The sequence below is a fragment of the Streptomyces sp. Root1310 genome (genome assembly GCF_001426425.1).
Classification (GTDB): Bacteria; Actinomycetota; Actinomycetes; order Streptomycetales; family Streptomycetaceae; genus Streptomyces.
This window is the reverse complement of sequence record NZ_LMEQ01000034.1, coordinates 200475-219535: the sequence shown is the minus strand read 5'-3', so window position 1 is coordinate 219535 and position 19061 is coordinate 200475. Positions and strand designations below refer to the sequence as shown.

Genomic DNA, 19061 nt, shown 5'->3' with positions numbered 1-19061 from the left:
CCCCTGCGACGGGGCGTGGTTCCAGGTGTCCTCCCCTGGTGAGGGCCGGCGGGCGGGTGGCCTCGCAACGCGTGCGGCCTTGCAGCGCGTGCGGCCACGGGAGATCATGGGCGCGTCCCGCGGAGTCCGCGTGGGCACCGCGCAGCAGGGCACCGTCCGGTGCGCAGTCGTCAGGACCGAGGGGGGCCATGGTGGGGACAGCGCCCGTCCGGCCGTTCCGCACCCCGGCCCTGGCTCCCGCCCGGACGAAGCGTCGGCACGTCGACCTGTGCCGGACCCACACCGCGCTCTGTCGCTGACCTGACCTCCGGCATTTCCCTGGCGGGCCCGCGTGTGCCCGCCCTGCCCGAGCACGAGTGGCCGCGCAGGCGCGGGTCCTCACCCCGCCGCCGGAGCATCACGTCAGGCACCCCCCGCACAGTCGGGTGTCCGCCCCACCCGTGGAGCCCTGTCCGGGTGCGAACCGTACCCGTGGAACTCCGTCCCCCGAGACGACACCGACGCCGGTGAGAAATGGACGAGTCGTGAGCGTGCAGCAGCCCAGGACGCTGAAAACCGTGACCGGAGCCGGCGGTACGTCGGAGACCTACGATCTGGCGGTCGATCCGACCCGGTCCACACTGGACACGGCCGTGCGGGTGGCGAAGCTCGCCGAGGCGGCACGGATCGACGCCCTGTTCACCGCCGACCTGCTGCGCTTCGACGCGCAGGGCCCGATCGGATCGCAGGAGCCCCTGGTCTTCGTCTCTGCGCTGAGCCAGGTGACCTCGCGGATCGGCCTGATCGCCACGGTCTCGACGACGTTCAACCACCCTTTCAACCTGGCCCGGTTGTTCGGAACGCTCGACCACGTGAGCGAGGGGAGGGCGGCCTGGAACCTGGTGACCTCCTCGGTCGGCGAGGAGAACTTCGGGTCCGGTGAACTGCCCAGTCCCGAGGAGTGCTACGCACGCGCCGCGGAGACGCTGGAGGTGGTCAACGCGCTGTGGGACAGCTGGCAGCCCGACGCCCTGACCGTCGGCGCGGACGGGAAGGCGGTGCTGCATCGCGACCGGGTGCACCCGATCCACCACTCCGGCCGGTTCTTCGACGTGGCCGGCCCGCTCAACATCCCGCCGCTGCCGCAGCGCAGGCCGGTGCAGATCCAGGCCGGCCAGTCCGCGGCGGGCACGACACTGGGCGCTCGATTCGCCGAGATCGTCTTCACCTCGCTGCCGACCCTCGACCACGCGCTGGACTTCACCCGGAGGATCCGGGGCCAGGCCCGCCGGTTCGGCCGCGCCGACGGACTGCCGCTGATCTTCAGTTCGTTCCACGCCACCTTCGGCGCGACCGAGGAAGAGGCGCGGCGACTCGTACGCGAGCGGCGCGAGGCGATCGACTTCGAGCGCGGCCGCGCCCAGGTCGCCGACATGCTCGGCGGCGGCGTCGACCTGTCCGACCTGCCCCTGGACGCACCATTGCCGCAGAGCGTGCTGCCGGAGATCGCCTCGGTCAACCGCCGCCGCGGGCGGGTCGACATCTTCGCCGGGTACGTCCGCCAGGGCTACACCCTGCGCGAACTCGTCGTCGCCGCGCAGGACACGGGTCACTGGGCCGCCGCCGGAACTCCCGGCCAACTCGCCGACGCGGTGGAGGAACGCTTCCGGGCGGGCGTGCTGGACGTGATCTCCCTGAGCGGTCTCGCCGACCCGCGGCAGCACGACTTCGTCGTCAACGGTCTGCTGCACGAACTGCGCCGGCGCAAGATCGTCGCCGCCGACTACACCGGTACGACACTGCGGGAGAACCTGGGACTCGAGTTGCCGGCCCGGAAGACTCCGGCCCGCCGAAGCTGACCGGCGCGGTGCCCGGGAGTCACCGGACCGTTCGGGCGTCACACCTGGTCGGTGTTCCTGCGGCCCCGGCGGTCGGCGCCGAGCCGGACGAAGTGGGCGATGAGCTCGGGGGCGTCCACCGCGGCGGGGTTGACGACCCGCTCGGCGGGCGCGCCCTGGAGGAGACGCTTCACCGGGACTTCGAGCTTCTTGCCGGTGCGGGTGTGCGGAATGGCCGGGACTTCCAGGATCTCGTCGGGGACATGCCGGGGCGAGGCGCCCGTGCGGATGGCGTCGCGGATGCGTTCGCGCAGGTCGTCGTCCAGTTCCGTACCGGCCGCGAGGACGACGAACAGCGGCATCCAGTAGCCGCCGTCGGGTTCCTCGGCGCCGATGACGAGGGCTTCGGTGATCTCGGGCAGCCGCTCGACGACGTCGTGGATGTCGGCGCTGCCCAGCCGGACGCCGTTGCGGTTCAGAGTGGAGTCGGAGCGGCCGTGGACGATCACCGAGCCGTGGGAGGTGAGCGTGATCCAGTCGCCGTGCCGCCACACACCGGGGTAGGAGGAGAAGTAGGCGTCGCGGTAGCAGGTGCCGTCGGGGTCGTTCCAGAAGTACAGCGGCATCGACGGGAGCGGCCGGGTGACGACCAGTTCGCCGACCTTGTCCACCACCGGGACGCCCTCGGGGTCGTACGCCACGAGCGCCACACCCAGGTGCGGGGCGGACAGTTCACCCGCCCAGACCGGCAGGTTGGGCGCGCTGCCGGCGAATCCGGAGACGATGTCGGTGCCGCCGCTGATGGACGCGAGCAGGACATGACCGCCGACGTGGTCGCGGACCCACGGATAGGCGGAGGCCGGCAGGGCGGAGCCGGTGCAGCCGACGACACGGATCGACGACAGGTCGTGCACGGACGGGTCGATGCCGAACTTGGCCATGCCCAGCAGGTACTGGGGACTGGTGCCGAAGACGGTGACGCGATGGCGGGCCGCCAGCTCCCACAGGATGTCGGGGCGGCTGAACGGGGCGGGGCTCCCGTCGTACGTACATGGGGTGGCGCCGGTCAGCAGCGTGGAGGCGACCAGGTTCCACATCATCCAGTGGGTGGTGGTGTACCACAGGAGGCGGTCGCCGGGCCCGAGGTCGGAGTGCAGGCCGAGTGTCTTGAGGTGTTCGAGCAGGACCCCGCCGTGACCGTGCACGATGCCCTTGGGCAGGCCGGTGGTGCCGGAGGAGAAGACGACCCACAGGGGATGGTCGAACGGCACGGCGGTGCAGACGAGTTGTTCCGTACGGGTGACGGCGTCCTCCCACGGGACGACCGACGACGGGTAGGTGTGCGAGGGCCGGGGCAGGCCGACATGGCCGACCAGCAGGGTTGCCTTCAACGTCGGCAGCGCGGTGGCCAGTTCGTGGACGGCGTCGCGACGGTCGTGGGTGGCACCGTTGAAGAGGTAGCCGTCCGCCGCGATCAGCACGGTGGGTTCGAGCTGGGCGAAGCGGTCGGCCGCCGCCCTGGGCGCGTAGTCCTGCCCGCACACCGACCACACCGCGCCCAGACTGGCGGCGGCGAGGAACGCGATGATCGCGTGCGGGGTGTTGGGCAGATAGCCGACGACCCGGTCGCCCCTGCCCACGCCCAGGTCGCGCAGGGTGGCCGCGACCGAGGCGACCTGGGCGCGCAGCCGCCCCCCGCTCACCTCGTACCCGGCGCCGGTCTCGTCGAGCGCGACGATCGCCGTGTCGTCGTCCCCGAGGTTGCGCAGGGCGTGGTGGGCGTAGTTGAGGGTGGCGCCGGGGAACCAGACGGCGCCGGGCATCCGCTCCTCCCCGAGCACCCGCTCGTACGGGGTGTCCGCGTCGACGTCGAAGTACGCCCACACCGCGCTCCAGAAGCCCTCCAGGTCGGTGACCGACCAGAGGTGCAGGGAGGCGTAGTCCGCGTCCACGGCCACCCCGCGGTGCCGGGCGGCCCAGCGGGCGAAGTCCACGACGCGGCTGGCGTCGGCGGCCCGCGGATCGGGCGTGAAGAAGGGGTCCGGGTAGGGCGTGTTCATCGTGTGGCGCTCCTCGACGGGCTTTCCCCGACCGACGGTCGGGACGGCAGGGGGCTTCGGGTGGTGTGCAGCAGGGACGCCCAGTCGGCCGTACCGGTGAGGTCGTCGGCGCCGGCCGGCACGACGTCCATGACGACGCGGTCCGGCCGCAGCAGCACGGCGTCCGCTCTTCCCGCACGCAGCCAGGCGGCGAGCCGGCCGTCGTCGCCGAGGCCGGCCACCGCGACGGTCCGGGCGCCGAGACCGTCCGCGACCGCCCGGAGCGAGGGCGCCGGCGGTATGGCGGTCAGCAGGGCGAAGGAGTCGCCGAGCAGCTCGTCGAGACGCACGCGCCGGCCGTCGACGGCCACCCACGGCTGCGGGCAGAAGCCGCCCACGAGACCACGGCCGCCCCGGCGGGCCCGACGGTGCACGAGCGGTCCCGCGCCGAGCACCGGACCGAGGTCACGCACGGCCGCCGTGGACAGGCCGGGGATCCGCACCGCCGCACTCAGGACGCCGCGGCGGAGGGCGGCGGCGCCGTCCTGGCCGCCGGTCATGGCCCAGCCCATCGCGACCGCGAGCCGGATCACATGGCGGGCGTGCGGCTTGCGTTCACTCTCGTACGTGTCCAACAGCCTTTCGTCCGCGCCCTGTCGAAGGACACGGGCCAGCTTCCAGGTCAGGTTGTGGGCGTCGCGCAGGCCCGCGCAGAGTCCCTGTCCGATGAACGGCGGGGTGAGGTGCGCGGCGTCGCCGAGGAGGAAGACCCGGCCCCGGCGCCAGCGGTCGGCGATGCGCGCCCGGAAGGTGTACCGCGCCTGCCGCAGAACCGTGAAGTCGGCTCCGGGCGCGAGGTCCACCCACGGGGCGACGAGGTCCCGCAGCCGCTCGTCATCGAGTGCGGAGTCCTCCCGCAGCCGGAACTCCCAGCGGTAGCGGTCCTCGCCGACCCGCATGAACGTCGCGGGACGCCGCGGGTCGCAGATCTGCTCGACGCCTTCCCAGCAGCGGACCGGGAGGCTGGTGCGCACGTCGACGACCGTCCAGCGTTCCTCGAAGCGCAGGTCCTCCCAGACGGCGCCGACGGCGTCGCGGGTGAGGCTGCCCGCGCCGTCGCAGCCGAGGACGGCGTCCGCCCACAGCAGGTGTTCGCCCGTCGCGTCACGGTAGGCCACGCGGACCGGCCCCCCGCCGTCCGCCCCTTCGCCGTCCGCCCCTTCGCCGTCCGCCCCTTCGCCGTTCAGCCTTTCGCCGACCGGCCCTTCGTCGTCCTGGTCGACGCCGACGACCTCCACGCCGCCGCGCAGTTCGCACTCCGGTCTGCGGGCGAGGGCGTCGCGCAGCAGCCGTTCCAGCTCAGGCTGGTCGAACATGCCGGTCTGCGGGAAGCCGTGGGCGCCCTGCGCGGCGCGCGGGAACTCGGCCATCACCCGGTGCCGGGCGTCCAGCAGGCGCAGTCCGCGTGCGGGGCGGGCGATCGCGGCGAACTCTTCCGCGACGCCCGCTGCCTGGAGGATGCGGCGCACCTCGTCGTCGGTGGCGACGGCGCGGGGCAGCGGGTAGACGTCGTGGTGGCGTTCGAGGACGACGGTCCTCACGCCACGCCGGGCCAGCAGCAGGGCGGCGGTCACGCCCACGGGCCCGGCTCCGACGATCACCACGGGTACGTGTGCCGGCCGGGGCGCGGGGTCCCGTGGTCCGGCGGCCTGGTCTACGGTCATGTGCGGCTCACTTCGGGTCTCAGGTCGCCTCGGTCATTTCGCGTCGGTGACGGCGGTGCTCGCGTCGGTGACGGTGGTGCGCTGCTCACCGAGGTCGATCCGCCCGTCCGGCGTGGCGATCGTCGCGGTGATCAGGTCGCCCCGGCCGAGGTAGCGCGGGTTGCGGGCCTGGCTCTTGAAGAAGGCCTTCCACTTCACCGCCGGCGGCAGCAGAGCGCCGATCTTCTCGACGGCCTTGGGCGGTGCCTTGAGGGCGGTGCCGCCGGGCGTGCCGGTGAGCAGCAGGTCACCCGGGTCGAGCGCCTGGAAGCGCGTCAGCAGGGTCAGTGCCTGCGCGGGGCGCACGATCATGTCGGCCAGGGTGCGGTCCTGGCGCGGCTCGCCGTTGACGGACAGCTTCAGCCGCAGGTCGGGAAGGTGCGCGAAGTCCTCCGGTTCCATGAGGGAGAGGTACGGCCCTGCCGGGGTGAAGGTGGGGTAGGACTTGCTCTCGTAGAACTGTGTCTTCGTCAGCTGTACGTCACGTGCGCTGACGTCGTTCGTGATCACGAGTCCGGCGACGTAGGCGGGCAGGTCCCCTTCCGCGACGACCGTGCCGACCGGCAGCGGCGCCCCCATGACCAGGCCGAGTTCGATCTCGTAGTCCAGGAACCGCACATGGGACGGTCGGACGATGTCGTCGTGCGGGCCGCTCACCAGCCGGACGCCTTGCGGAAGAAGGCGGGCGGGATGTCCCCGGTGAATCCCGAATCGCGGGCGTGGCTGCGGTAGTTGACCATCTGTGCGACGACCCGGCAGGGGGTGGTGACCGGGGAGAGCACGACCAGGTCGGCCACGGGCGTGCCCGTCCCGCCGGAGACGGCGGCCTCCCGGACGGCGGCCCGGTCGGCCAGCAGTCCGGCGGTGGTGACCGCTTCGGTGTCGATACGGACGGCGCGCGCGTCGCGCACCACCCACCAGCCGTCGGCGGTGCGCAGGACGTTGGTGCTCATGTCGTTGCCTTTGGTGAGGGGGCGAGGGGAGGAAGAGGCGGAGGGGGTCAGGAGTTCGCGGCCTTGAGCAGGCCCAGGAGGCGCGCGGGGTCCATCTCGTTGTCGCCGCGCAGGGCCCGGAACACCTCGCGGATCCTGGCGGGGGAGGGACTCGCGCCGAGGAAGTCGCGGGTGGCCGGCGGCCCCCACTGGGCGAGGCCGCTCGTGGACATGGGCGCCCAGCCGGGATCGAGGTCGCGGGAGAAGAGGTCGCCGTCGGCGAAGTGCTCGAGCATGAGGCGGTCGGGGTCGCGCCAGTAGTCGAAGAGCTGGCTGCCCTGGATGTGCCGGCCGATGCCCCAACTGCGCTGGTAGCCACGTTCGTCGAGGTACTCGCCCCCTGCGGCGATGGAGTCGAGGTCGGTCACCTGATAGGCGGAGTGGACATAGCCGTTGCCCGGTCCGAGGTGCATCGCGAGGGTGTGGTGGTCGACGGCCACACCACCCTGGTCGCAGCGGATGAACGCCATCGTCGGACCGCGGTCGCGCTGCCCGTCCAGGAACAGGAAGTCGGACACGATCATCCCGAGGGTGTCCAGGTACCAGTCCAGGGCTCGGGCGAACACCCGGGTCTCCAGCACCAGATGGCCGAGGCGCTGGATACGGGACGGTTCACGGGGCGGGCGCTGCGCGAGGTTGATGCGGCGCTGGTCCGTGCCGGAGTTGAGGAGCAGCGGTCGCTGTCCGGGCAGCGCCGGCAGCCGCTCCTCGCAGTGCACGACCCGGACCGGGAAGCCCGAGGGGTCGAGCAGGTCGACGACCTTGCCGCCCCCGGGCACGTCCGCGTCCCGTACGTCTCGTACATCCCGTACGCGCGAGCCGGTGGCGCGGGCCAGCCGGTCCAGGTCGGCGCGCTCGGCCGCGCGGAACGCCGGGCCGATGAAGCTGCTGGTGCGTCCCTTGCGGATCACCATGCACGGGGTGCCCGCGAAGGTGCCGCGCAGCCACAGCTCACGCTCGGTGCGGGCGGCGATGCCGAATCCGAAATCGCGGGCGAAGACCTCGGCCCGGTCCAGATCGGGCTTCTCGAACTCCAGCCAGGCCAGGTCGGCGACCTTGACGACGGGGTTCCGGGAGCGCCCGGGATGTTCGCCGCGCAGGGCGCCCCGCTCGCTGTGGAGGTCCTGGTGGGCCGTCCTGACGCCGGTGACGCCGACCGCGTTGACGTGAGTTCCGGACATGGTGTCCTCCAAGCGACAGTGCCGTGATGAGGAAATCATCAGCATTGACAGTTCGATCGTCAAGAGTCGCTCGATGGCGAGTGATGATTTCCTCAGATGTGAGCTCGATGCGAGCTGAGCGATTCATCAGAACTGTGACCTGGCACACCCGGTGGGTAGACTCGCGCCCATGTCGACGTCAGCCCCGCCCCTCAACCGTTTCGAACGGCGCCGTGCCGAGACCCGTCAGGCGCTGGTCCGCGCGGCCCGGCAGATCCTCGCCGAGACCGGGGACACCAGCGCGAGCATCCAGGCCATCGCGGAGCGCGCCGATGTCGGCTTCGGCTCGTTCTACAACCACTTCGAATCGAAGACGGCCCTGTTCGACGCGGCGGTCAAGGACGCCCTCGAAGAGCTCGGCCAGGCCTTCGACGAGCATCTCCAGGGCATCGACGACCCGGCGGAGCTCGTCGCGGCGGGCTTCCGCCTCAGCGCGCGTCTGGCCGATGCCCGGCCCGAGCTGATGCAGGTCCTGCGCCACCGCGGACTCGGTCACCTCCACTCCGACACCGGACTGGCCCCGCGTGCCGTACGCGACCTGGAGGTCGGCATCGCCTCCGGCAGGTTCACCGTCGGCGACCCGACCGTCGCCCTGACCGCCCTGGGCGGCTCCCTGCTGGCGCTGCTGGAGCTGCGGTTCGCCCGCCCGGACCTCGACGGGGACGAAGCGGCCTCGAACCTGGCCGAGATGCTGCTGCGCATGCTCGGTCTCCCGCCGCGGGACGCCCGTGAGGTCGCCCGGCGTCCGCTGCCCGACCTCGGCTGACGCGCACCGCCGCACCGCCCGGCGTCGGAGCGGCGCGCCCCGAACCGTCCGACGGCCGAAGGCCTCGAACTCCGTCCGCCCTGGCACTCCGTCCCCCAGGGCCGAATGCGTGGTGTTCATGGCCCGGTCGGGGGCATCCGCTGAGCAACGAACCGCAAGAGAGCAACGACACCGCACGAGCGCCACCACCGAACCGGCCGAACCACGAACCGGCCGGCACCACGAACCGGCCACACCCCGAAGGGACGGACCCCTTGCTCGCCATCATCTCGGCAGTGCTGTTCTTCATCGCCTTTCTGATCAACGCGGCGGAGATCTCCACCAACGACACCTTCACCTCGACCAACCTCATGCTCCTCGGCCTGACCGTGCTCGCCCTGCACGTCGCGGGCATAGGCAGCGGCTGGTCGGTGCGGGGCCGCCGGCGCTGAGCGCTCCGGGCGCAAACCGACCCGTACTCGCGGACAGCCGCCCCCACAAGGGAAGATGGAAGGCGCAAGCCTTGATCGACCGATGCGGAGGAGCGGGCACATGCAGCACGAGCGAGCGGGCACGAAGGCCGGCCCCGAGGATCTCGTCGACGTCGCCCGGCTGGTCACGGCGTACTACGCGCTGCACCCGGACCCGGCCGATCCGGGGCAGCGCGTGGCGTTCGGCACCTCGGGGCACCGGGGATCGTCGCTGAACACGGCGTTCAACGAGGACCACATCGCCGCGACCAGCCAGGCCATCTGCGAGTACCGGACCGCCCAGGGCACCGACGGCCCCCTCTTCCTCGGCGCCGACAGTCACGCCCTGTCCGAGCCCGCCCGGGTCACCGCCCTGGAGGTGTTCGCGGCCAACGGCGTGACGGTGCTCGTCGACAGCGCCGACGGCTACACGCCGACACCCGCCGTCTCGCACGCGATCCTCGCCCACAACCGGGGCCGCACCGCCGCCCTCGCCGACGGCGTGGTCGTCACCCCGTCGCACAACCCGCCCGCCGACGGCGGCTTCAAGTACAACCCGCCGAGCGGTGGCCCGGCCGGCTCCGACGCCACCTCCTGGATCCAGGACCGGGCCAACGAGATCATCGTGTCCGGCCTGAAGGACGTACGGCGCATCCCCTACGCCCGGGCCCTCGCCGCGTCCACGACCGGCCGCTACGACTTCCTCGGCACCTATGTCGCCGACCTCCCGAACGTCCTCGACCTGGACGCGATCCGCGCCGCCGGTGTCCGCATCGGCGCCGATCCGCTGGGCGGTGCGTCCGTGGCGTACTGGGGACGGATCGCCGAACAGCACCGGCTCGACCTGACCGTCGTCAATCCGCTCACCGACCCGACCTGGCGTTTCATGACGCTCGACTGGGACGGCAAGATCCGCATGGACTGCTCGTCGCCGTACGCGATGGCCTCGCTGATCGAGCAGCGCGACCGCTTCCAGATCGCGACCGGCAACGACGCCGACGCCGACCGGCACGGCATCGTCACGCCGGACGCCGGTCTGATGAACCCCAACCACTACCTGGCCGCGGCCATCGCCTACCTCTACGCGCACCGGCAGCAGTGGCCGGCCGACGCGGGGATCGGCAAGACGCTCGTGTCGTCCTCGATGATCGACCGGGTCGCCGCCGACCTCGGGCGCCGCCTCGTCGAGGTGCCCGTCGGCTTCAAGTGGTTCGTGGACGGGCTGGTCGACGGCTCGCTCGGCTTCGGCGGGGAGGAGTCGGCCGGTGCCTCCTTCCTGCGCCGCGACGGCTCCGTCTGGACCACGGACAAGGACGGCGTCATCCTGGCGCTGCTGGCCTCCGAGATCACGGCGGTCACCGGGAAGACCCCGTCCGAGCACTACGCCGTGCTGACGGACCGCTTCGGCTCGCCCGCCTACGCGCGCATCGACGCCCCGGCCACCCGGGAGGAGAAGGCGCTGCTCGGCAAGCTCTCACCCGCGCAGGTCACCGCCGACACCCTGGCCGGTGAGCCGGTCACCGGCGTGCTCACCGAGGCCCCGGGCAACGGCGCGTCCATCGGCGGCATCAAGGTGACCACCGCCAACGCCTGGTTCGCGGCCCGCCCCTCGGGCACCGAGGACGTCTACAAGATCTACGCCGAGTCCTTCCTCGGACCCGACCACCTCGGCCGGGTCCAGGAGGAGGCGAGGGACGTGGTCGACGCCGCACTGGGCGCCTGAGCCGCCCGAGGCGGACCACTTGGCCGGCTCGCATGCCGGCGGTGTTTTCCGTACCGCTGTGAGCGGTACGGAAAACACCGCCGGACGTTCTGCGCAGGTCGGCCGGGACCATCCTGCCAACTTGCGGGGCCGGTCAGTTGACGGTCAGGGCCGCGGTGTTGTTCGTGAGGTCCGGGTCGAAGTCGAAGGGGTACTGGCCGAACTCGCCGAACGACGGGTGGAGGCTCACGGCGCCGGTCGCGCCGGGCACCACGGTGTCGATGCGCACCGAGAACGTGAACGTGCGCTGGGTGTCCTCCAGCACCCAGTACGGCAGGTAGCAGTCGTAGCGCGGGGCGCCCGTCGGCCTCGGGTAGGAGCCGCCGGCGAGGGTGTGCGGGACGCAGCCGGTCGGCACGCCGGTGACCTTGGCGCCCGTGGGCACGATCAGCCGGACCGCGGCGACCGGGTCGCCGGAGCCGAGGTGGCCGAACCAGGCCGGGCCGTTGTTCTTGAACGTGAGCTCGGCCGTGGCCGTCTGTCCCGCCGCGCCGGAGATGGCGTCACCGGTCACGGAGAAGTCCGCGGTGTTCTCCGCGCCGATCTGGAGCGCCGTGTAGTCGTTCTGGGGGTCGATGTCCTGGGCGCCGCCGACCGGTTCGACATCGATGTCGAACCGCTCGTTCAGCGCGTGCGGGGCGAGTCGCACCGTCAGCGGCTCGGGCAGTTCGAAGGAGTCGCCCGGTGCCAGCACCTGGTCGAACGTGCACAGGGCCGTGGCCGTCGGCGGATAGTCGTTGTCGACCGCCGCGGTGTAGGCGCAGGCGTCGTACCGGGTCAGGTCCGTCAGGCCGTACGAGGTATACAGCTTGACGGTGAACCCGTTCGCGCTCTCGTTGCCCTCGTTGGTGATCTTGAACGGGATCGTCCGCTCGTCGCCGGGCCGAGCGTTCTCGATGTCGGCGAGGGGGGCGATGGCGAGGTCGGGACCGGAGCCGACGGTGAGCGTGGTGGCGAAGCTGTCGTGCGGCGCCGTGAGCGTGCCCTGGGGACCGCCGGTGGCCGTCGCCTCGTAGGTGATCCGGCCCTGCGCGCCGACCGCGGCGCCGTCGGCCGCGCGCACCGTCAGGGATACCTGGCGGTCTCCCGTCGTGGGAACCACGGGGATGTCGCACACGGCGCTCGTGCCGCTCGGCGTGCAGTTGTCCGGCCAGGCCACCTCGGCGACTCCCGCGAGGCCGGAGACATCGACGCTGAGCCTGCCGTCGGTCACCGTGAAGTTCTCGTTGTCGTGGTAGATGCCGACGTCGAGGACGAGGGACTGCGGCTGACCGCCGTCGGTGCCGAGCGGCAGCGTTCGCTCGGTCGGCTCGTTGATCCACAACTGGTCGGTCTGCGGCGGATCGTCGGCGGCGAACACGGGCGCGGCGAGACCGGCAGTCAGCAGACCGGCCACCACCACGGCCGCGCCGGATCTGAGACCTAACGGGCGTCCGGCGAAGAACAGTCTCATTGCTCCCCCAAGGGTGTGACAGCGCGTCGGCAGTCCCGGCGCATCGGCAGGATCATGACATGGCAGCACAGCCCGCCGCGCCCAGGTTTTCGACCCTGCCGGAGAGCACCCGGCTGCAGGTGAGCCCGCTCGCGTCTCCCGAGGACCTGGCCGCCGACGACTTCGCCGCCCTGAACACGATCTCGACGATCGACTCCTCTGTCCCAGGCCTGCCGATGACCGTCTCCGGTCGGAACTCTCCATGTGACGCGCGCCACACTCGCGCTCCGGAACCCGGTCGGCGGCCGCTCCGACTACTGAAGCGGTACGGCGCGATCCCGGCGACGTCGTACGACGTCACCTGGAGACGCGGCTGATGGACGTATCCCGGAATTCCTCCCTGTCCGGCGTGGGCGCGGCCTTACGGAAGGCGGGGCCCCCGCCCGCCCTCTGCGGCTTCCTCCTGCTCATGGCGCTGATCTTCGCGGTCTCGTACGCGGTCGGCACCGCCTCCGGCCCCGTGGCCCCCGGCATGCACGGCACCGGGACCGGGACGGGCGGCGGCGGTGGCGGCGGGGGAGTGGAGGACGCCGATGACATGGGTGACATGGGCGGCATGACCGACCCGCACGGGGGCGGCCACTGATGAGTACGGAACCGGTGACCGCCCTGGTCATCACCGATCTGGCCGTCGGCGGCATGACCTGCGCGGCCTGCGTGACCCGGGTCGAGAAGAAGCTCGGCAGGCTGGACGGCGTCACGGCGAGCGTCAATCTGGCCACCGGGCGGGCTCGGGTGAGCCACCCGGCGGACATCGGCCCGGCCGAACTCGTCGCGACCGTCGAGAAGGCCGGCTACACGGCCGCCCTGCCCGAACCGCCCAGGAGCAGGCAACCCACGGACGGCGGCGACGCGTCCGAGGGGACCGGGCGGGAACGGCACCGGCTGGTCGTCACCGCCCTGCTCGCGCTCCCCGTGCTCGTCCTGTCGATGGTGCCCGCCCTCCAGTTCCGCAACTGGCAGTGGCTGTGCTTCGTGCTCGCCGCACCGGTCGCCGTGTGGGGGGCCCTGCCCTTCCACGAGCGTGCCGTGCGGGGACTGCGGCACTCCGCCGCGACCATGGACACGCTGGTGTCGCTGGGCGTGGTGGCCTCCTTCCTCTGGTCGGCGTACGCGCTGTTCCTCGGCGGCGCCGGCGACCCCGGTATGCGGATGCCGTTCACCCTCGTGCCGACCGCCTCGGACGGCGTCGCGCACATCTATCTCGAAGCGGCCGTCGGCGTACCGCTGTTCGTGCTGGCCGGACGGTTCCTGGAGGCGCGGGCCCGGCACGGAACCGGGGCGGCACTGCGCTCGCTGGCCCGGCTCGCCGCGAAGGAGGTGTCCGTCCGCGCCGCCGACGGATCCGAATCGCTCATTCCCATCGAGGAGTTGCGGGTCGGTCAGGTCTTCGTCGTGCGGCCGGGGGAGCGGGCGGCCACCGACGGCGAGGTGCTGGAAGGCAGTTCGGCCGTCGATCTCTCCCTCGTCACCGGCGAGAGCGAGCCCGTCGAGGTGGGGCCGGGGTCCGCGGTGGTCGGCGGGGCCGTCAACGCCGGCGGGCTGCTGCTCGTACGGGCCGAGGCGGTCGGGTCCGACACCCAACTCGCCCGCATCACCCGGCTGGTCACCGAGGCGCAGGCCGGGAAGGCGCGGGCGCAACGGCTGGCCGACTCGGTGGCCGGCGTCTTCGTGCCCGTCGTGCTGGCGCTGGCCGTCACCACCCTCGGGTTCTGGCTGGGCGCCGGGGCCGATCCCCAGGCGGCGGTCACCGCGTCCGTGGCCGTGCTGGTCGTGGCCTGCCCGTGCGCGCTGGGCCTCGCGACCCCGACCGCGTTGATGGCGGCGACGGGCCGGGGCGCCCAGCTGGGCATCCTGGTCACCGGACCGCAGGCGTTGGAGGGGCTTCGGCACCTCGACGTGGTCGTGCTGGACAAGACCGGCACGCTGACCTCCGGACACATGAGCGTCGCCCGGGTCACCGCGGTACCGGACGGGCTCGGCCGCGACGCGGCACTGCGGCTGGCGGGAGCCGTCGAGCAGGGTTCGGAGCATCCGCTGGGCCGCGCCCTCCGCGCGTACGCCCGACGGGAGCCGGACGGGCGGCGGCTGCCGGAGGTGAGCGACTTCGGCGCGCTGCCCGGGCGGGGAGTACGCGGCCGGGTCGAGGGGCGGCTCGTCGAAGTCCTCGCACCGGACGAGGAGTTGCCCGACGCCCTCGGGGCCGCCCTGGCCGCGGCGGAATCCGCCGCTCGTACCCCCGTACTGGTCCGCGTCGACGGCAGGGCCGAAGCGCTGATCGAGATCGGGGACGTCGTGCGCCCCGGCAGCTGTCGCGCCGTGGACCGGCTGCGGCGGCTCGGTGTGCGTCCCGTGCTCGCCACCGGCGACCGGGAGGCGCCCGCCCGTGCCGTCGCCCGGGCACTCGGCATCGAGGAGGTGCACGCCCGCCGCAGTCCCGAGGGGAAGGCCGCCCTCGTGGGTGGGTTGAGGGAGCAGGGCTACCGGGTCGCGGTCGTCGGGGACGGTGTGAACGACGCCGCCGCGCTGGCCGGCGCCGATCTCGGGATCGCCATGGGCGGCGGCACGGACGTGGCCATCGGGGCCGCCGACGTCACCCTCGTCCGCGGCGACATCGAGGACCTCGCGGACGCGGTCCGGCTCGCCCGGCGCACGCTGGGCACGATCCGCGTCAACCTGGTGTGGGCCTTCGGCTACAACGTCGTCACCGTCCCGCCGGCCATGGTCGGCCTGCTCAACCCGATGGTCGCGGCGGCCGCCATGTCGGCGAGCTCGGTGCTGGTCGTCGCCAACAGCCTGCGGCTGCGCGCCTGGCAGCCCTCGGCCCGGTCCGTTGCCGCGCGGAAAGGCACCCCATGAACGAACGAGCAACCCGGCGGCCTTCCCGTCGCCGGCTCACCGACACGCTGCTCGCCGCGCTCGCGCCCGTCGCCGTGTGCGGTCTCGCCCTCGGCGGCCTGAGCACCTGGACCGCCTACGGCAACGCCGGCAGCCCGGCCCGGATCAGGGTCACCGACGGCAAGGTCTTCCTGCCCTCCGTCGGCGTCCCGGAGACGGCCGCGTTCTTCCGGGTCGCCAACAGCGGGGGCTCGGCGGACCGGCTGCTGAAGGTGACCACCGCCGAGGCCGGCGCGGGGTCGCCCCGTCTCAGCCGCCACCTGATGACCGGCACCGGTTCGGCCTCCGCGCGGACGGTCGCCTCCGTCACCGTGCCGCCCGGCGAGACCCTCGCCATGTCACCGGGCGGCCTCGACGTGATACTGCCGGCGAAGTCGGGCTGGCAGTCCGGTGATCTCGTCGCGTTCACCCTGCACTTCGAGCACGGCGGGACGGTGAAGACACTCGCGGTGGTGGTCCGGCCGGGCCAGGACGGCATCTGACTCCGGCCGCGGAAATCGATCCGGAAACACGGAGAGACGGAGACGCGGAAGCAGCACGGAGACGCGGGAACACGGAAACACGGAAGCAGCACGGAGACGCGGGAACGCGGGACCGTCCGTGGCCGGCCCGTTGCTTCGGAACGCCCCCATAGGCCAAGCCGAAAGGAGGAGGCGGTAATTCGTTGATGCGCGGGGAGAAATCCCCGGTATTCCCTGCCCGACAGTTTCCGACTGTCGGTCCCTCGGGCTGCCCGGAAATATCGGGAAGCGGTTTCGGTGCGGAAATGCGGGGGGCGGGAAAACGACCGTTCCCATTCCGGATTCCGACTGCTACGGTGACGGAAATTGATCGACCGGCCGGAATTCGGGTCCATGGAATTCCGCATACTGCGCTTCTGAGGGGGTGATGGATGATGTCCCTGTTCGTTCTGGCGGCGGGGCAGCTCGTCATCTCGCTCGACTACAACATCGTGTACGTCGCCCTGCCGGACATCGGCGCGGGCCTGGGTTTCTCCGACCGTGACCTGCAGTGGGTGGTCAGCGCCTACGTCGTGGCCACCGGAGGCTTCCTGCTGCTGGGCGGCCGGGCCGCCGACCTGCTGGGCCGACGCCGGATGTTCGTCCTCGCGGCGTTGCTCTACGCGGGGTCGTCGCTCGTGGGCGGTCTGTCGGAGTCGGCCGGTGTCCTGGTCGCCGTCAGGGCGGTCCAGGGCCTGGGCGGGTCCCTGCTCTTCCCGGCGACGCTGTCCCTGATCAACACCCTGTACGCGGAAGGGCCGAGGCGGAACCGGGCCCTCGCCGTGTGGGGCGCGGCGGGAGCCGGCGGGCTCTGCTTCGGGTCGTTGCTGGGCGGGGTTCTGGTGGAGGTGTTCGGCTGGCCGTCGGTGTTCTTCGTCAACGTGCCGATCGCGGGAGCGCTCGCGGTCGCCGGGTGGCGTCTCTTCCCGGCGGACGGGCCGTGGGACCGCTCGCGGCGCTTCGACGTCGCGGGGGCGCTGACCGCGACGGGCGGGGTCACGCTCCTGGTGTTCCTGCTGGTGCGCGTCCCGGCGCGGGGCTGGGGCCCGGCCGCCGTCCTGACCGGCGGGGCGCTCTCGGCCGGCCTGCTGACGCTGTTCGCCGTCGTGGAGCGGCGCTCGCGTGAACCGCTCGTCCCGGCACGGTTGTTCGCCCGTCGCGGCCTGGCGGTCGCCATGGGAGTGACCGCCCTGTTCAGCGCCACGTTCAGCTCGGTGCCGTACTTCCTCACCCTGTACTTCCAGACCGTCCACGGGTACAGCGCCGTCGCGACCGGTCTCGCGTTCCTGGTGCCCGCCCTGGTGATCGCGGCGGGGACCCAGGCCGGGGAACGGGCCGTGACCGCCTTCGGTGTGCACCGGGCGCTGGTCGGCGGCATGGCGCTGGGGGCGGTCGGGGCGGCGGTGCTCGGCCTGGGGCTCACCTCGGACGGCTCGTATCCACGACTGCTGCCCGGGATCGTGCTCCTGGGGCTCGGCCAGGGTGCCGCGTGGACGGGGATGTGGATCGCCGCGTCCGCCGGAGTGGCCGCCGACGACCAGGGTGTGGCCTCCGGACTGGCGTCGACGACCCTCCAGGTGGGCGGCGCGGTGGGCCTGGCCCTCCTGGTCGCGATCGCCGGCGGTGTCGGGTGGAACGCCCCGGGCCCCGGGCTCCTGGACGGCATCCGGACCGCCGTCTTCGCGACGGCGGGCGCCCTCGCCCTCGGCGCGCTCGCGCTGCTCGCCCTCCGCCGGGGCACCGGAAGCACCGTGGGCACCGGAAGCACCGTGAGCGCCGGGAGCAGCGCCGGTCCCGCCGCAGTCCTCGCGGAGGGCGGCGATCCCGGCGGGACCGGCCGGCCCGGCGGCAACGCCGACGACCCCCGGGCTCCGGGGAGCACGAGTGCCTAGGCGCCCATGGCCCCGGGGAGCAACGGTGCCCGACCGCCCGTTCCCGCCCCCTGTTCCCGTCCCGCCTGCCGACCCCGGCCGCCGGCCCACCCGGCAGTCCCACCCCTGATTCCCCCTTTTCCCCCTTCCTCCCCGGGCCGCCCGGCCCGTCCTTCGTCATGCCAGGAGCAGACCCATGTCCCCGATAGCCGGCGGTTCCTCCGCGCCCCCGGCCGCCGTACTGTGCGGGCTGGCCGGATCGGTGCCGTCCCACGTGGTGACCAACGAGCACCTCGCGCGACGGCTCGACACCGACGACACCTGGATCCGCACCCGGACCGGGATCCGCCGACGGCACGTCGTCGGACCCGGGCAGGCGACCTCCGACCTTGCCGTCGAGGCCGGCCGCCGGGCCCTCGCCTCCTCCGGTACCGGCACGGTGGACGCCCTCGTCGTCGCCACGGCCACCCCGGACCGCAGCTGCCCGGCCACCGCCCCCGCGGTCGCCGCGCGGCTCGGCCTCACGGGGGTGGCGGCCTTCGACGTCGGTGCCGCGTGCACCGGATTCGTCTACGGACTGGCCGCCGCCGCCGGGCTGATCGCGGCGGGCGCGGCCGAACGGGTCCTGCTCATCGGGGCGGACACCTACTCCACCATCGTGGACCCGCTGGACCGGGCCAACGCGATCATCTTCGGCGACGGCGCCGGAGCCGTCGTCCTGCGCTCCGGACGTCCCGACGAGCCCGGCGCGGTCGGCCACTTCGACCTCGGCAGCGACGGCGCCCACGAGGAGCTGATCATGGTCGCCGCCGGTGGCTCCCGGCAGCGCTCCCGGCCCGCCGAACCCAGCCACGAGGACCGGCACTTCGCGATGCGGGGCAAGGAGGTCTACCGCCACGCGGTGACCCGGATGGCCGCGTCCGCGCGGGCCGCGCTGTCCCGGGCCGGTCTGCGGATCGACGAGGTCGACCACTTCGTACCGCACCAGGCCAACCTGCGGATCCTGCACGCCGTCGCCGACGACCTCGGTCTGCCCCGGGAGCGGTGTGCGACCCACGTGGAGACCGTCGGCAACACCGGCGCCGCGTCCATCCCGCTCGCCCTCGCCGACGCGGCCGCCCGTCGCACCGTCCGGTCCGGCGACCGGCTTCTGCTGACCGCTTTCGGCGGCGGTCTCACCTGGGGTTCCTGCCTCCTGACCTGGCCCGTGCTCCATCGACAAGAACGGACGACGCCATGAGCACCACCTACGAGCAGCTCGTCGACCTCCTCACGAGAGTCCACGACGCCCCCGCCGACCGCATCCGCCCCGAGGCGACCCTCGGCGAACTGGACGTCGACTCGCTGACCACGGTCGAGATCAGCATCCGCATCGAACGCGACCTCGGCGTGACGGTCGGCGACGACGAACTCGGACCCGACCGCACCCTCGGCGACATCGCCGGACTCGTGGACGCCCGGCAGCCGGCCGTCTGATCCCCTGGAAGGAACC

15 protein-coding genes and 1 pseudogene are annotated in these 19061 nt (G+C 72.6%); 11 read left to right on the top strand and 5 right to left on the bottom strand.

The window, feature by feature from the left end:
• Positions 1-524: 524 nt before the first annotated feature.
• The gene (locus tag ASD48_RS39275) at positions 525-1838 is read left to right on the top strand and encodes an NtaA/DmoA family FMN-dependent monooxygenase (protein WP_057606686.1); all 1314 of its coding nucleotides are present in this window, start codon (positions 525-527) and stop codon (positions 1836-1838) included.
• 38 nt (positions 1839-1876) lie between these two features.
• Here ASD48_RS39275 and ASD48_RS39270 read toward each other — a convergent pair whose 3' ends face one another.
• The 4 genes and pseudogenes from ASD48_RS39270 to ASD48_RS39255 form a co-directional block, all read right to left on the bottom strand.
• The gene (locus tag ASD48_RS39270; protein ID WP_057606685.1) at positions 1877-3877 is read right to left on the bottom strand and encodes an acetoacetate--CoA ligase; all 2001 of its coding nucleotides are present in this window, start codon (positions 3875-3877) and stop codon (positions 1877-1879) included.
• Positions 3874-5580 carry a bifunctional 3-(3-hydroxy-phenyl)propionate/3-hydroxycinnamic acid hydroxylase gene (locus ASD48_RS39265; RefSeq protein WP_057606684.1) on the bottom strand — a complete coding sequence of 569 codons (1707 nt, stop codon included), beginning with the start codon at positions 5578-5580 and terminating at the stop codon, positions 3874-3876. The genes ASD48_RS39270 and ASD48_RS39265 overlap by 4 nt, the downstream gene beginning before the upstream one ends.
• Before the next feature lie 33 nt (positions 5581-5613).
• A pseudogene (locus ASD48_RS39260) lies at positions 5614-6572 on the bottom strand (fumarylacetoacetate hydrolase family protein).
• A gap of 47 nt (positions 6573-6619) precedes the next feature.
• Positions 6620-7792 (bottom strand): VOC family protein, encoded by a 1173-nt coding sequence (locus ASD48_RS39255; RefSeq protein ID WP_057606798.1) that lies wholly within the window; start codon positions 7790-7792, stop codon positions 6620-6622.
• Positions 7793-7961: 169 nt separating this feature from the next.
• On the opposite strand from ASD48_RS39255, the gene ASD48_RS39250 reads away from it, so the two are divergent.
• The 3 genes from ASD48_RS39250 to pgm all read left to right on the top strand — a co-directional run bounded on the left by ASD48_RS39250 (position 7962) and on the right by pgm (position 10769).
• Positions 7962-8597, top strand: a complete 636-nt coding sequence (locus tag ASD48_RS39250) for a TetR/AcrR family transcriptional regulator (RefSeq protein ID WP_057606683.1) — start codon at positions 7962-7964, stop codon at positions 8595-8597.
• Between the two features lie 254 nt (positions 8598-8851).
• Positions 8852-9028: a hypothetical protein gene (locus ASD48_RS44000; RefSeq protein WP_020126694.1), complete on the top strand. Its 177-nt coding sequence runs from the start codon at positions 8852-8854 to the stop codon at positions 9026-9028.
• A 100-nt stretch (positions 9029-9128) separates the two neighbouring features.
• Positions 9129-10769, top strand: a complete 1641-nt coding sequence (gene pgm, locus ASD48_RS39245; protein ID WP_057606682.1) for a phosphoglucomutase (alpha-D-glucose-1,6-bisphosphate-dependent) — start codon at positions 9129-9131, stop codon at positions 10767-10769.
• A gap of 133 nt (positions 10770-10902) precedes the next feature.
• Here pgm and ASD48_RS39240 read toward each other — a convergent pair whose 3' ends face one another.
• Entirely contained in the window at positions 10903-12261 is a 1359-nt protein-coding gene (locus tag ASD48_RS39240) for a hypothetical protein (protein WP_057606681.1), read from the bottom strand.
• Between the two features lie 59 nt (positions 12262-12320).
• On the opposite strand from ASD48_RS39240, the gene ASD48_RS39235 reads away from it, so the two are divergent.
• The 7 genes from ASD48_RS39235 (at position 12321) to ASD48_RS39205 (ending at position 19045) form a co-directional block, all read left to right on the top strand.
• Positions 12321-12617 carry a hypothetical protein gene (locus ASD48_RS39235; protein WP_057606680.1) on the top strand — a complete coding sequence of 99 codons (297 nt, stop codon included), beginning with the start codon at positions 12321-12323 and terminating at the stop codon, positions 12615-12617.
• Positions 12617-12886 carry a hypothetical protein gene (locus ASD48_RS39230; protein WP_057606679.1) on the top strand — a complete coding sequence of 90 codons (270 nt, stop codon included), beginning with the start codon at positions 12617-12619 and terminating at the stop codon, positions 12884-12886. Before ASD48_RS39235 ends, ASD48_RS39230 begins: the two co-directional genes overlap by 1 nt.
• Positions 12886-15159, top strand: a complete 2274-nt coding sequence (locus ASD48_RS39225; RefSeq protein WP_057606678.1) for a heavy metal translocating P-type ATPase — start codon at positions 12886-12888, stop codon at positions 15157-15159. The genes ASD48_RS39230 and ASD48_RS39225 overlap by 1 nt, the downstream gene beginning before the upstream one ends.
• Positions 15156-15680 (top strand): copper chaperone PCu(A)C, encoded by a 525-nt coding sequence (locus tag ASD48_RS39220; protein WP_057606677.1) that lies wholly within the window; start codon positions 15156-15158, stop codon positions 15678-15680. The genes ASD48_RS39225 and ASD48_RS39220 overlap by 4 nt, the downstream gene beginning before the upstream one ends.
• 413 nt (positions 15681-16093) lie before the next feature.
• Entirely contained in the window at positions 16094-17590 is a 1497-nt protein-coding gene (locus ASD48_RS39215; protein WP_057606797.1) for an MFS transporter, read from the top strand.
• Between the two features lie 175 nt (positions 17591-17765).
• Positions 17766-18809, top strand: a complete 1044-nt coding sequence (locus ASD48_RS39210; RefSeq protein ID WP_057606676.1) for a beta-ketoacyl-ACP synthase 3 — start codon at positions 17766-17768, stop codon at positions 18807-18809.
• Positions 18806-19045 carry an acyl carrier protein gene (locus ASD48_RS39205; protein ID WP_057606675.1) on the top strand — a complete coding sequence of 80 codons (240 nt, stop codon included), beginning with the start codon at positions 18806-18808 and terminating at the stop codon, positions 19043-19045. The genes ASD48_RS39210 and ASD48_RS39205 overlap by 4 nt, the downstream gene beginning before the upstream one ends.
• Positions 19046-19061: the final 16 nt, after the last annotated feature.